The following is a 12,523-nucleotide window of genomic DNA, read 5'->3' on the forward strand; positions in this document are numbered from 1 at the left end:
AGTGGAACCCTGCTCCTCCTGTCTGCGGGGCCGCTGCGCACGGCTCGTGCGTGACACACCGGCCGGACGGGCCCCCGACGGCGTCCTGCCCCGTGTCAGGGCACCGGGTAGGCAACGCGCCCTCCGCCGCCGTCGAGGAAGCACGGTGGTCCCTTGGTGCCACGGGCCCCACCACCGAGTGGGCTGACTCCGGCGGCATCGGAATTGCCCGCACACTTCGTCTCCGCCGTTGGTCAGGAGGGAGTGGCACCATGGCGCACATGTTGAACTACAACCTCGCCGTCCCCGATGTAGACGACGCCGGTGTCCTGTCCGCGCTGGTGGCTGAGGGCGACGAACTCGACGTCCTGGTCAGCGCGGTGGACGACTGGTCCGTGCCGACACCGGCACCGGGCTGGACGGTCGCCCACCAGATAGCCCACCTCGCGTGGGCGGACGCGAACGCACTCATCGCCTTACGCACTCCGGACGCGTTCGGCTCCGAGCTCAGGCGGGCGGAAGCCGAAGGCAGAGGGTACGCGGACAAGGCCGCCGCCGCGGGAGCGGCCAAACCGCGGTCGGTACTCCTGGACGAGTGGCGGGCCGGCCGAGCGGAACTGGCGGCGGCACTGCGCGACACGCCATGGAACCACGCATTCCCCTGGTACATGTCGAAGGTGACCCCGGCCCTGATGACGCCCCTTCGTCTGATGGAAACCTGGGCACATGGGCAGGACGTCTTCGACGCTGTGGGCGTGCCGCACCGCCCGACGGATCGACTGCGGCACGTGGCGGCGCTGGGGGTGTTGGGACGGGCGTTGTCCTTCGCCGCCGTCGGACTGCCTGAGCCGGAGGACCCCTTCCGCGTCGAGCTGGCAGCACCCGACGGACGGACCTGGGTGTGGGGCCCCGAGGCTGCCGCGCAACGGGTACAGGGCGGCGCTATCGACTTCTGCCTGTGTGTCACCCGGCGGCGCCCCTGGTCCGAGACCAACATGACGGCGACCGGCGAGGACGCTCAGAAGTGGCTGGAGGTGGCGCGCGTCTTCCTCTGAAAGCGTGGCGGAGTGCGTGGTCACACGAGACGCGTGACGGTTGCGTGTCGGCCGATGAAGAAAGCCGGCACTGCCCCGTGCCGACTTCTGCCTTGGCTTCGCGCCGGGACGGACTCGAGTGGTCAGAATCGTTCGCGTGGGAGCACACCAGTCACCGGAGAGAACTCCCGACGGGCACTTCGTCGTCATCAGAGGAAGGAAATGGCGCGCAACCGATCCGGCTATCCCAGAGGAAATCGTCGCTCGCCTTCGACGTCACCTCATGGCGGCTCGTCGCGCGGTGCGCTCCGCGACGACTGCAGGCGATGCGCGGGCCGAGCGGGCAGCGCGGGTACGCGTGAACCGGGCAAAAATCGCGCTGGGCGAACGGGGCACCCCCTGGTGGGACCAGACTGAGGACGAGCGCCGACGACGCTGGGAACAGGGGCTTGCACGCCTCGACACGGAGGCGCATGGCTGAGGTCGTGGGAAGACAACGAGCCAGGCGGACGATTTCGGGACGGCAGGGCCGCGCTGGACGGATCCCGACGGCTTGTTCACCGTACTGCTCGCCATGGGCGGGTCCACCCGGAAACGATGGGAAGACCGATGGCGTCGATATGCCGGGGGCAGGGGTGGTGAGCAGGTCGGCGGCATAGTCGGTGAGGCCCCTGATCGGCGCCGTCGCGTCGCGAAACCGAGGCGTGTAGCCCGCCCGTACGCGGGCAGCAGTACCTGGCCGGCACTCGCCGTGTTGTTCGAACGCCCGGAGGCACTGCGCGCAGCTGTCGTGCTCGTCCTCGCGTACGGCGCTGCGCACCACCGGCAAGGCCTCCTCCGGTGCCCGGGGGAGGAAGGAGCCATTCGGGCCGGCCAAGCCCACATGCGCCGCCGCGCCGGGTGGCCGCCCGTGGAATGCCCTCTGGCGGGCGTGGGGTGGGGCGTGGTTAGGGTTGGGGGGTGGTGCTTCGGTCGGCAGGCACCGCAGTGCTCCGCTCGTGCGCACACGCGCCGCCACGCGCTGGCGTGGAGGTGTTGCCATAAATCGGGGAGGCCCGTCAATGACCGAACATCAGCACGTGCCCGCCCCGTCGGCTGCCGCGGAATCTGGGCTCGAGACGCGGGAGGTGGCAGGGGCGGCCGTCGATGAGCGCAATCGTCGGCTGGCCCATGCTGGTGTCGCCCGCGCCGAGGAACTGCTCGTGAAGCACTACCGGCTGTCCTCGCGGCAGGAGGCGTTCGACCTGCTCCGTGACTCGTCTCAGCAGTGCAACATCAAACTGCATACCCTGGCCGACGTCGCCGCGCATCTCCCCGTCCCCAGCCCGGACGCCCCCGCCTGGGTACCCAGCCGTCCGTACGGTGCCGCACCGCCGGTGCCGGCCCTGCGAGCGGTCGGAGCGAGGTTCGACAGCCCCGGCGCCGTCCTCACCGCTGCCCTGCGCCGGACTCTGTCCGTGACCGGCGCCCGCATGGGCAATGTGCAGTTGGTGGAGAACGGCATGCTGCGCATGGCCAGGCACGTCGGGGTGAACCGCTGTTTCAGCGACTACTTCGCCTTCGTCGGCGCCTCGACGACCTCGTGTGCCCAGGCGGCATTGGACCGCCGCCAGGTGACCGTCAAGGACGTCGCCGCCTCGGACACTTTCGACGACGGTTCCCGTCAGGTGATTCTGCAGACGGGCAGCCGCGCATGCCACAGTGTTCCCCTGCTCCGCCCGAACGGCACCGTGATCGGGATGATCTCCTCCCATCACGAGCATCCCTTGCACGACTTGGCCCCCGCCCAGCTGAGCGCGCTGCAGGACATCGGCGGTCAGGTCGGCAGGTGGCTGGGGTGGTACCGCAACACCGCGGTCGTGACCGCCCTGAACCATCTCCACGCCAGGGCGACCAGCCGGTCCTGACCGGGGCGGTCTTGGCGCCGCCGACGGACGAGAGCAGGGCGGCGTTCACGAGCGCAAGAGATGCAGGGCGGCGTTCACGAGCAGCAGGAGCAGCCGAAGCAGCCGAGCGGCGACCCCTGTCTCGGGCGTCGGTGCTTTGAGCGCCCCCACCGGAGAGCGGCTGCGGGATGCAGAAGCCAAGGCCGATCCCGGCGAGGGCTTACAGCGTGGCCGCCCTGTTGGACAGCCACCACGTGGACGCCTCGGTGCGCGTCCGTTGATGGCGGAAACCTCACATCGGGAGAGGACAGGGGGCCGAGGCGCGCGGCCGGCCGGTGCACGGGGCGGCGATGACCGTCGGGTGAAGGTCACGTGGGGGAGTTGTCACATCTCGTCAACGCGCGTGGCGCACCACGGGGCAAGTGCGGTTTCCTCATGCACACATCTCCAACCCCCCACACCACTTGGAGACTTCATGCGCCGCGCAGTCTTTGGCCTGCCCGCAACCGCTTTACTCCTGATCGGTGCCGGCTCGGGCCCCCGCCCTGGCCGATCCGCCGTCGACGGCGATCGCCCGGCAGGAGCCGGCCGCGCTCACCGTGGACGCCCCGCACTCGATGGACGGCCACGCCCGGGACGCGTTCGACATCCGGTCCACCCAGCCGGACGGATGTACCACCCGGCAGACGGTCCGCGCCCGCGACGGCAAGGACGTGCAGGACAAGCCGAGCAGCTGTCGGCCCGCGTCCGGCTGCCGGTACTCGGCGTATGACGGCGCCACGGTCACCGAGGTCGCCAAGGCGGCATCGACCGCATGGTGCACCTATGCCGAGGACTGCACGCACATCAACTCCACCTGGAGACTGACCACTACCGGCCAGGAGAGGACGGCCCTGTCGTCCATGCTCGACACCTGCGCAGCCTGACACCCACGCGTCCGCCGCTGGCGGACAGCCGCAGTGACGCGACGCAGGCGTCGGCCTTGGCGTGCCGGTCACCGGCGCGAAAGAGCCGATGGTGCGCGGCGGTGGGGTCCCGGCCCCTTGAACCGCCGGCCGTGCGCACGATCCTGCGCCGCTGACGCGGCACGTGTCGAGCAGGGCAGTCAGGCCGGTTCACGCAGAGCCGACTGCCGCTGGCCGCGCCGACGCGCGCGGCGCCTTCGGCATGCCGTTTTCCCTGGTGGGAGTGGTCGGCCGATTCTCGATAAACATCACCCAACGGGTAGTGACATGGGCATGTCATTCATGTCAGTCTCTGTTCACCCGCTGTACGAACCACCCATTCCACAGCTGTTCGGGCCGGCCCCATACCGGCCCGGCATCGTTCCCCCCACAACAAGGAGCTTTTGTTCGTGAGCCTCCTCAACGCGCGTCACCAGCGCACCACTTTGGCCATCGCGACCGCGGTGGCGGCCGGAGCCCTGCTGTCCACGGGCCTGGCCACCAGTGCCTCGGCCCAGATCCCGGCCGAACCCGCGGCCGCGAAGCCGCTCGGCGCGGCCCCGACCACCCTGTCGGCCGCCGCCCGCACCACCCTGATCCAGACGGCGCAGGCCGGCTCCGCCACCACGGCGCAGCGAATAGGTCTGGGCACGAAGGAGAAGCTGGTCGTCAAGGACGTCGTCAAGGACGTCGACGGCACCGTCCACACCCGCTACGAGCGCACCTACGCCGGCCTGCCGGTGCTCGGCGGCGACCTGATCGTCCACACGGCGAAGTCCGGCAAGTCCGAGGGCGTCACCAAGGCGAACAAGTCGGCCATCAAGGTCGCCTCCCTCAAGCCGCAGATCACCGCCGCCAAGGCCGAGAAGCAGGCGGTCTCCGCCGCCAGAACCCTCGGCTCCGCCAAGGCCGCCGCGGACGGCGCCCGCAAGGTGATCTGGGCCGGTTCCGGCAAGCCCGTCCTCGCCTACGAGACGGTCGTCGGCGGCCTCCAGGACGACGGCACCCCGAACCAGCTGCACGTCATCACCGACGCGGCCACCGGCAAGAAGCTCTTCCAGTACCAGGGCATCGAGACCGGCGTCGGCAACACCCAGTACAGCGGCAAGGTCGACCTGACCAGCACCCAGTCCGGATCGTCGTACGCCCTCACCGACGGCACCCGCGGCGGCCACAAGACCTACAACCTCGACCACGGCTCCGACGGCACCGGCACACTGTTCTCCCAGGACAGCGACACCTGGGGCGACGGAAAGGTCTCCAACGCGGCCACCGCCGCCGCGGACGCCGCCTACGGCGCCCAGGAGACCTGGGACTTCTACAAGAAGACCTTCAACCGCAGCGGCATCAAGAACGACGGCGTCGGCGCCTACTCCCGCGTCCACTACGGCAACGCCTACGTGAACGCCTTCTGGGACGACAGCTGCTTCTGCATGACCTACGGCGACGGCACCAAGGACGCCGCCCCCCTCACCTCCCTGGACGTCGCCGGCCACGAGATGAGCCACGGCGTCACCTCCCACACCGCCGGCCTGGAGTACTCCGGCGAGTCCGGCGGCCTCAACGAGGCCACCTCCGACATCTTCGGCACCGGCGTGGAGTTCTACGCCGACAACTCCACCGACGTCGGCGACTACCTCATCGGCGAGAAGATCGACATCAACGGCGACGGCACCCCGCTGCGCTACATGGACAAGCCCAGCAAGGACGGCGGCTCCGCCGACTACTGGTCCGCGGACGTCGGCAACAAGGACGTGCACTACTCCTCCGGCGTCGCCAACCACTTCTTCTACCTCCTCGCCGAGGGCAGCGGCGCGAAGAAGATCAACGACGTCGGCTACGACTCACCCACCCAGGACGGCTCCAAGGTCACCGGCATCGGCCGCGACAAGGCCCTGCAGATCTGGTACAAGGCGCTGACCACGTACTTCACCTCGAAGACCGACTACAAGGCAGCCCGCGAAGGCACCCTGAAGGCGGCAACGGACCTGTACGGCGCGGACAGCACCGAAGCCAAGACGGTCGCCGCGGCCTGGACCGCGGTCAACGTCAGCTGACAAACGCACCGCGCCGGGGGCGGCACCAGGGACTCACCCCCCTGCTGTCGCCACCGGCGCACGTCCCCACCGCACGCCGTCTTGCGTGGATCGCCGTCTCTGGCGTTCGACTGTCGACGTCGCCGCGGTGGTGTGCGTGCGGAACGACGGCGGCCGGTTCCACCGTCGGCGCCTGCTCGCCGAAGCGCGCAGCCACCTCGCCCTCGTCCTGCGCGACGGCCACCGCGCCCCCGGCCTGGACGACCGGATCATGGCCGCTGCCCTCTCCACTGGCTTACCCCGCTCCGGCGCACGCTTCCGCCTCTGCCAGGTACCGGGCCACCGGGCCCAGGGTCAGCATTCCGCTAGCGGCACCGGCGTGTTCCGCGCAGGCATCGCGCAGGACAGCCGCGGCGTGCGCGGCGATGGTGCGCTCGTCAAGGCGTACAGCGGCGCGGGCGGTCAGGCACCACATGGCCTCCTGCATGTGGTCACGCGGTGGTTCCGGCACCGCGGCGAGGGCTGTTCGGGCCTCCTCGCCCCGGTTCTGAGCGAGGAGCACGAGGGGTCGCGCCCAGGGTCGGTACGGGCCCCAGTCGAGGTGCGGGTCGACGGGCGCGGGCCGGTCGTGCAGCAGGCGCAGGCCCAGTAGGGCGAGTGGGAACAGGCCGCGGTGCAGCCCTGCCATTCCGGCCGTCCGGAGGGCGTCTTCGGGAGCGCGGTACTGCGCTGCGGCCGTGGCGGCGGTCGGTCCGCCGGGTTCGGTGCTGCGGGCGGCCGTGGCCCGCGCCCTGAACCACCCGGTGAGGACGGAGACAAGAGGCGCCTCGGTGGTGGCGGCGAGCTGGTCGGCTGCACGGGCGTGCGAGGTCGCGGCGTCGAGGTCGCCGAGGGCCGAGGCGGATTGCAGGCGGACGAGTCGGCCGAGTACGGCGAAGTTCGGCAGCTCGTGCCGGGTGGCCAGGTCGAGGATCTCGGCGCCGGTCCTGTCTCGTGCGGCCGCGAGGCCGAGGCGGGTGAAGGACTGCAGGAACACCCCGTTGAGGGCGAAGGCCAGCAGGGCAGGATCGGCCAGGTCCCGTGCCAGCTCCTCGGCTTGACTCGCCGCCTGCTGCGCGCGCTTCCGCTCGGTCTCGGACAGATCGGCGCTCCGGCTCTCGGTGGCGATCGTGGCCAGGAGGCGGGCGCGCAGGTCGGCGGGGCCGTCTGAGCCGAGCGCGGTGAGCGTGCGCTCGGCAGCCGCGACGACGGCGCGGGACTGCTCGGGGTCGTCGGCCCGGCTCCAGAGGGCGGGCACGTCGTAGGCGCCGATGACTCGGGCGGTCAGGGAGAGGTCTCCCGTGCGTTCCGCCGCCTGGATGGCGGCGAGGCGGTCGCGCCGCGAGTGGACGAGGGCGTCGCCACCCGCCAGTGCGAGGGTGCGGGCCAGATCCACGGTGGTGCGCGGGCCGAGCCGGACACCATGGCCGGTCCACGTGGTACGTGTTCCTTCGGGGGGCGCGGCCCCTTTGAGGATGTCCGTCTCCAGACGCTGAAGGCCGGCACCGGGGTCGAGTCCGAGTTGGTCGACGAGCATCGCGCGGGCGCGGCGGAGGGTGGCCAGCGCGTCGGCCTGGCGGCCCGCGCGGTACAGCGCGCGGGCAAGCAGCCCCCAGGCCGGCTCGCGCCACGGCTGTTCGGCGACGTGGGCACCCAGTTCGGCGACGAGATCGGCCCCTTCCCCGGAGTCGAGGAGGATGCGGGCGCGCAGTTCCACCCCCTCCAACCTCAGCTCCTCCAGCCGGGTCCGCTCGCGCTGCGCCCATGCGGAGCCGTTCACATCGGCGTAGGCGGGCCCGCGCCAGGTCGCGAGTGCCGTGCCGAGGTCGGTCACCGCGTCGGGGTTGCGGCGGGCTCGGGTCAGGGTGTCCTGGAACCGATGGACGTCCACGTCCTCGCGCGGCAGACGCAGCGCGTAGCCGGGACCTTCGGTGACGATGACGCGTGGCGGATTGCGGGGCGGCCGTTCGGGTTCGAGGGCGCGGCGCAGCGCGGCGACGAACGTACGCAGAGCGCCCACGGCGCGGGCCGGCGGATCGGTCCACAGGTCATCGACCAGGGTGTCGGTGGTGACCATCCGTCCCTCGGCGGCGACGAGCCGGGCGAGTACCTCACGATGGCGGGGTCCGCCCAGGTCAACCGGGCTGCCGTCGTCATGGAGGGCCCGCACCACACCGAGCACGTCGATTCGCATGTCCCCATCCTCCGTGCCGGGGCCGGCTGTGCCCAACCGTACTGATCGGCTGCTGATCGCCGTCGCCCAAGCTGAGCCGGTCGCGTTCCCGACCCGAAAGGACGATCCCTCATGACGCTCACCATTCCCGGCTTCGATCACATCCGCCTACCCGGTGCGGACGGTGTGGAGCTGGCTGCCGCCGTGGGAGGCAACGGCATCCCGGTCGTGCTGCTGCACGGATTTCCCCAGACTCATCTGATGTGGCGACACGTCGCCGAGCGGCTCGCCGACGAGCACACCGTTATCTGCCCCGACCTGCGGGGCTACGGCGCCAGCGACAAGCCGACGGCCACCGACCCCGATGTGTACGCGAAGCGCACCATGGCCGCTGACGTCGTGGCTCTGGCGGCGGCGCTCGGCCACGAGCGCTTTGCCCTCGTCGGCCACGATCGGGGCGCCCTGGTCGCCTTCCGAGCGGCATTGGACCACCCTGAAACCATCACGCACCTGGGCATCCTCGACATCGTGCCGACGCTCGACATGTGGAATGTCCTGCATGGCGCTTCGGCGGCGGTCGGCTACCACCTCTTCCTGATGGCGCAGCCGCCGGGCCTGCCGGAGACGATGATCGCAGGCAGTGCGGACGCGTTCTTCGGCTCGTTCCTCGACGCCTGGGCCAACGACCCGACCGCCATCCCCGAGGATGTGCGTGCCGCATACCTGCGGGCGAGCGCCTCGGCAGTGACGTCGATCGTCGCGGACTACCGGGCCTCGGCGGGCATCGACGTCATACACGACCAAGCGGACCTGGATGCCGGATCGCAGCTGGCCATGCCCGTGACGGTCGTCCAGCAGGACTGGGGCGCGCAATTGGGCTACGACGCTGCCGAGGTGTGGAAGGCGTGGGCGCCGGACCTGGACCACCGGCTGACCCGAGCGGGGCACTTCATGGCCGAGGAGGCACCCGACGAGATCGCAGCGGCGATCCAGGGCCTGCTGGCCCGCTGAACCTCCTGTCCCGACTCGTCGGCTCCGATCAGGTGCCCCGCTCAACGTCCTCTCCCGCCCCGCAGTCGGCGTCCGAGGCGAGTTCCACCTCAACCCCGACGGTGACGGCACACTCATGCGGTGGACCTACGGGTTCGAGGACGTCGAGCAGTCCGTCCCCGGCACCGGGCAGATTCTGATCCGGGTCGCCGCGACATCGTTCGGCGGTGGCGACGGCAACATCCGCGGGGGCTTCACGCAGAGCCCCATCCCGGTGGCGTTGCCGCACACTCCCGGCATCGACGTCCCCGGCACGGTCGCCGCGCTGGGTGAGGACGTGGCCGGCCTCGAAGTCGGCGACCGGGCTGGTCGACGTCGTGAAGCAGGCGGTCTCCGCCGCCAGGCACGTATCCAGGCGTAACAGATGAAAACGACCTCTCGAGGTCATCTCGATCGGTTCAGCTGAGCACCGAAATGGGGGTGTCAAGCGACCGGGGCGTGCTGCATGATCGCGTCATGCCGAATCCTGCCTCATTCCGTGACCAGACCAACTGGTCCGGCGGCTATTACGAACTGGCGATCGAGATCGGGTCAACTGATGACGCGGAGATACAGGCAGTCCTGAGCGCTCTGTGGTCCGCAGCAGGTGTGCAGGGGTCATTCGCGTTCAACGACCGTGAGCCCCAGGAACAGGAGCCCGTGCCATGCACGGTTGCCTCCCTCGCCGAATTCGGCCACCTCCACGGTCAGGTCCGCTTGCCGACCGGCCGGCTGGCCGTGTGCGGTTGCGTGGCGGTCCGCGGAGGTGACGACAGCAGTGACTGGCTGGATTTCTACGTCCCCCTCGGAGCGCTGGACAAGGCGGGTATCGCCTACTGGGACGGCCGACCGTTCTTCAGGTCCGCTGTCATGGACGACTGGCTCGCGGTCATCGGGACCCAGACCTTCAAGCAGGCGATGTTCAGCCTCGGCGTGATCGGCTGGGAAGTCTCCGGATGCACCGATGCGGCGACGCTGGCAGGCGAGCTGCCGGAGGAGCGCGCGATCGGCTACCTGCTTCCGCAGGAAAGTGTCCTGCACTACGGGGCGGCCAACACCTGAGTGCGGCCTTCTGGAGCCGGTGGGGCCCTGCGGTGGCAAGGGCCACGTCACATGGTCATGCCTTCCACCGCGGCCGGCTTCCGTTCGGGTGCCGGCTCGTACGGCCCGGCGCGCGTCAGGAGATCAGCTTGATCGAGTTGTACGGCGTGAGCGATCCGTGGAACGCCTGGCCGGCGGGAATGGTGACGGTGCAGTTGGTGCCGTTGTAGCCAAGGCACAGCAGCGCGCGGGCTCCGCCGGTCTGGTTGTTCCACACGGTGTGATCGTCGAACTCATTCACGAAGTTGTACGAGCCGTAGTAGTAGTACCGGTGTTCGGGTGCCATGCCGACTGGGATCAAAGCGGCATAGACGCAGACGTTACCGGGCGCGCAGTTGTCGGGTGCAGGTCCCGGGTTTGGGTCGATCCACATGGCTGCGGCTGGAGACGCAACCAGCATCGAAACGGCCATAGCGGCTCCGACGGCCACCGAAGCAGTGGAAGCCCGCACTTTCAGACGCCCTGACAGGTCGGCCAGCTTCATTGTCTTCCCCCGTGTCGCACGATATGCGTGGGCCGAACCTAGGGCTGACCGTTCGGGGATTCAACACGCATTCCAGCCACCTCGCTCACGTGTGCTCACCACCCCGTCTCGTGGCGGGACCGGCCGGAGACGAGAACGCTCCCTCACGCAACAGACGGAGAGCTTCCCCGTTGACCTCGCCGCGGCCAGGCCGTGGCGGGCTGCAGAGCGAGGGGCGGGGAGCGCCGGCCTTCCTCCACCGTGTGCAGCTGCTCCCAGCCGACCTCGGGGTGGGCGGCGAACACCGTGTCGACGGTTCCGTGGTGCAGAGCGCGGCGTCGACGGCCACGGCTGGCGAGGTGCCGAAGCGGACCTCGACCGACTGCGGGGAGTGGACCCGCCGGAGCCGCACCATGCAGTCGAGGCGCTGTGGGGACGTAGGTGAGGAAGCCCAGGGGGCGCCACACCGGTACGGGGCCGCCTGGGCCGACCTCATCAGCTGGGCAAACGGTGCCACACTGGATTGCGTGGCGGAGACGGATCGACAGCTCACTCGGCGACTGGAGCGGGTCATTATGAGCCTGCTGGAGCGCCGCGCCGACACTGCTTCGATCTGTCCGTCCGACGCCGCGCGCGAGGTCTACGAGGGCGACGACGAGGGCTGGCGAGCTCTGATGGAACCAGCCCGTCGAGCAGCCTGGCGGCTGGTGGCGGCCGGCAAGGTCGAGGTGACCCAGGGCGGGCGGCCCGTCGTCGAGACCGAGGCGCGCGGACCCGTACGCATCCGTCGCGCACGTCAGTAGCGCGGCCCGGCGGTCCATCCCGGCACCACGGTGGATGGCGGGCAGCGCCTCCGCCACGCCGGCGGCGAGCTTGATCGAGGTGTTGACCTGAGCGCGTGCCCCTCGACCGAACGTATCGGCGGGAAGCCCGTCATGCGCAGGGAGCGGCGCGCTATACGCCCGGCCACCCGACGCCGTGAGGGCCGGAGGCTGCGGTCGTGCGCGAAGCCTCGCCGGCCGGCCCGCTCTTTTCGAGTGCGCTGCCTCGCCGGAGCGGCATCTGTCCGCACTGACGAATGACTGCCGCAACCTCCTTGCATGTTCTATGCCATATCCCATAAGTTACCGGCAGGTAGCCCGCTTGGTGGGCCGCCCTGTCGACGGGAGGGTGGTGGCGCGTGAGTCCGCGCAAGAGCCGGGAGCGGATGGTCCTCAGTGCCGCTGCTCTGCTACGTGAGTACGGGGCGAGCGCGACCAGCGTGGACCGGGTGCTCGCGCACAGCGGGGCTCCTCGGGGCTCGGTGTATCACCACTTCCCTGGTGGGCGGGCGCAGCTCATCGATGAGGCGGTGGCGCTGGCGGGGGACTTCATCGCGGGTCTGATCGATGCCGCGATGCAGGCGGACGATCCGGTGGAGGCCGTCGACGCGTTCTTCGTGCTGTGGCGTGACCGGCTGGTCGAGAGCGGTTTTCGGGCCGGCTGCCCCATCGTGGCGGTGGCCGTCGAGACGAACGACGACGCGCCGCAGCTGGCCCGCTCCGCCGCCGCCGTGTTCGCCCGCTGGCAGGAAGCCCTCGCGGGCCTCTTCCTGCGGCACGGCCTGACCGAGGAACGCAGCCGCCGGCTCGGTGCCTTCGTCATCGCGGCGGTCGAAGGCGCGGTGATCATGTGCCGGGCCGAACAGAGCACCGCCCCGATCGAGGCCGCCGCCGCCGAGATCCACGACCTTGTCCTGTACGCCCTGCGGGACCGCCCAGGCGCCGACTCCGGACCTCGGTCCGGGGCCTAGCCCGCAGTCCTTCTCGCCCCGAGCCAGCTCAGTCCGAAGGAGTCGCC

General features: G+C 70.2%; 12 protein-coding genes. 10 read left to right on the plus strand and 2 right to left on the minus strand.

Going from position 1 to position 12,523, the window contains the following annotated elements; all coding sequences use genetic code 11:
• Window positions 1-251: 251 nt before the first annotated feature.
• From ACZ7KF_RS39955 to ACZ7KF_RS39975, 5 genes are all read left to right on the plus strand, one after another.
• Window positions 252-1,034: a TIGR03084 family metal-binding protein gene (locus ACZ7KF_RS39955; protein ID WP_471087071.1), complete on the plus strand. Its 783-nt coding sequence runs from the start codon at window positions 252-254 to the stop codon at window positions 1,032-1,034.
• A gap of 136 nt (window positions 1,035-1,170) precedes the next feature.
• Window positions 1,171-1,494 (plus strand): hypothetical protein, encoded by a 324-nt coding sequence (locus ACZ7KF_RS39960; RefSeq protein ID WP_471087074.1) that lies wholly within the window; start codon window positions 1,171-1,173, stop codon window positions 1,492-1,494.
• A 580-nt stretch (window positions 1,495-2,074) separates the two neighbouring features.
• Window positions 2,075-2,920 (plus strand): ANTAR domain-containing protein, encoded by an 846-nt coding sequence (locus ACZ7KF_RS39965; RefSeq protein WP_471087077.1) that lies wholly within the window; start codon window positions 2,075-2,077, stop codon window positions 2,918-2,920.
• A gap of 503 nt (window positions 2,921-3,423) precedes the next feature.
• On the plus strand, window positions 3,424-3,825 hold the full coding sequence (locus ACZ7KF_RS39970) for a hypothetical protein (RefSeq protein WP_471087080.1): 402 nt from the start codon (window positions 3,424-3,426) through the stop codon (window positions 3,823-3,825).
• A gap of 428 nt (window positions 3,826-4,253) precedes the next feature.
• A complete protein-coding gene (locus ACZ7KF_RS39975) occupies window positions 4,254-5,900 on the plus strand; it encodes a M4 family metallopeptidase (RefSeq protein WP_471087082.1) in 1,647 nt (548 codons plus the stop codon).
• A 274-nt stretch (window positions 5,901-6,174) separates the two neighbouring features.
• Here ACZ7KF_RS39975 and ACZ7KF_RS39980 read toward each other — a convergent pair whose 3' ends face one another.
• Complete coding sequence (locus tag ACZ7KF_RS39980) at window positions 6,175-8,112, minus strand: AfsR/SARP family transcriptional regulator (protein WP_471087085.1); 1,938 nt, start codon at window positions 8,110-8,112, stop codon at window positions 6,175-6,177.
• 111 nt (window positions 8,113-8,223) lie between these two features.
• Between ACZ7KF_RS39980 and ACZ7KF_RS39985 the strand changes: the two genes are divergently transcribed.
• From ACZ7KF_RS39985 to ACZ7KF_RS39995, 3 genes are all read left to right on the plus strand, one after another.
• Window positions 8,224-9,102, plus strand: coding sequence for an alpha/beta fold hydrolase (locus ACZ7KF_RS39985; RefSeq protein ID WP_471087088.1), 879 nt, complete (start codon window positions 8,224-8,226; stop codon window positions 9,100-9,102).
• A 115-nt stretch (window positions 9,103-9,217) separates the two neighbouring features.
• Window positions 9,218-9,502, plus strand: coding sequence for an alcohol dehydrogenase catalytic domain-containing protein (locus tag ACZ7KF_RS39990; protein ID WP_471087091.1), 285 nt, complete (start codon window positions 9,218-9,220; stop codon window positions 9,500-9,502).
• A gap of 95 nt (window positions 9,503-9,597) precedes the next feature.
• On the plus strand, window positions 9,598-10,182 hold the full coding sequence (locus ACZ7KF_RS39995) for a hypothetical protein (protein ID WP_471087094.1): 585 nt from the start codon (window positions 9,598-9,600) through the stop codon (window positions 10,180-10,182).
• Between the two features lie 115 nt (window positions 10,183-10,297).
• On the opposite strand, the gene ACZ7KF_RS40000 is transcribed toward ACZ7KF_RS39995, so the two are convergent.
• Window positions 10,298-10,507 (minus strand): hypothetical protein, encoded by a 210-nt coding sequence (locus ACZ7KF_RS40000; RefSeq protein WP_471087097.1) that lies wholly within the window; start codon window positions 10,505-10,507, stop codon window positions 10,298-10,300.
• Between the two features lie 704 nt (window positions 10,508-11,211).
• On the opposite strand from ACZ7KF_RS40000, the gene ACZ7KF_RS40005 reads away from it, so the two are divergent.
• Both ACZ7KF_RS40005 and ACZ7KF_RS40010 read left to right on the plus strand, forming a co-directional pair.
• Window positions 11,212-11,487, plus strand: coding sequence for a DUF3253 domain-containing protein (locus ACZ7KF_RS40005; RefSeq protein WP_471087100.1), 276 nt, complete (start codon window positions 11,212-11,214; stop codon window positions 11,485-11,487).
• Window positions 11,488-11,864: 377 nt separating this feature from the next.
• The gene (locus ACZ7KF_RS40010) at window positions 11,865-12,476 is read left to right on the plus strand and encodes a TetR/AcrR family transcriptional regulator (RefSeq protein ID WP_471087103.1); all 612 of its coding nucleotides are present in this window, start codon (window positions 11,865-11,867) and stop codon (window positions 12,474-12,476) included.
• The last annotated feature ends 47 nt before the right edge of the window (window positions 12,477-12,523 follow it).

The sequence above is a fragment of the Streptomyces sp. NPDC038200 genome, from assembly GCF_055600785.1.

Bases quoted from the DNA above. Each gene is read 5' to 3' on its own strand.
- ACZ7KF_RS39955 (WP_471087071.1), top strand. From the start codon at position 252: ATGGCGCACATGTTGAACTACAACCTCGCCGTCCCCGATGTAGACGAC.
- ACZ7KF_RS40000 (WP_471087097.1), bottom strand. From the start codon at position 10,507: ATGGCACCCGAACACCGGTACTACTACTACGGCTCGTACAACTTCGTG.
- ACZ7KF_RS39980 (WP_471087085.1), bottom strand. From the start codon at position 8,112: ATGCGAATCGACGTGCTCGGTGTGGTGCGGGCCCTCCATGACGACGGC.
- ACZ7KF_RS39990 (WP_471087091.1), top strand. From the start codon at position 9,218: ATGCGGTGGACCTACGGGTTCGAGGACGTCGAGCAGTCCGTCCCCGGC.
- ACZ7KF_RS39995 (WP_471087094.1), top strand. From the start codon at position 9,598: ATGCCGAATCCTGCCTCATTCCGTGACCAGACCAACTGGTCCGGCGGC.
- ACZ7KF_RS39985 (WP_471087088.1), top strand. From the start codon at position 8,224: ATGACGCTCACCATTCCCGGCTTCGATCACATCCGCCTACCCGGTGCG.
- ACZ7KF_RS39965 (WP_471087077.1), top strand. From the start codon at position 2,075: ATGACCGAACATCAGCACGTGCCCGCCCCGTCGGCTGCCGCGGAATCT.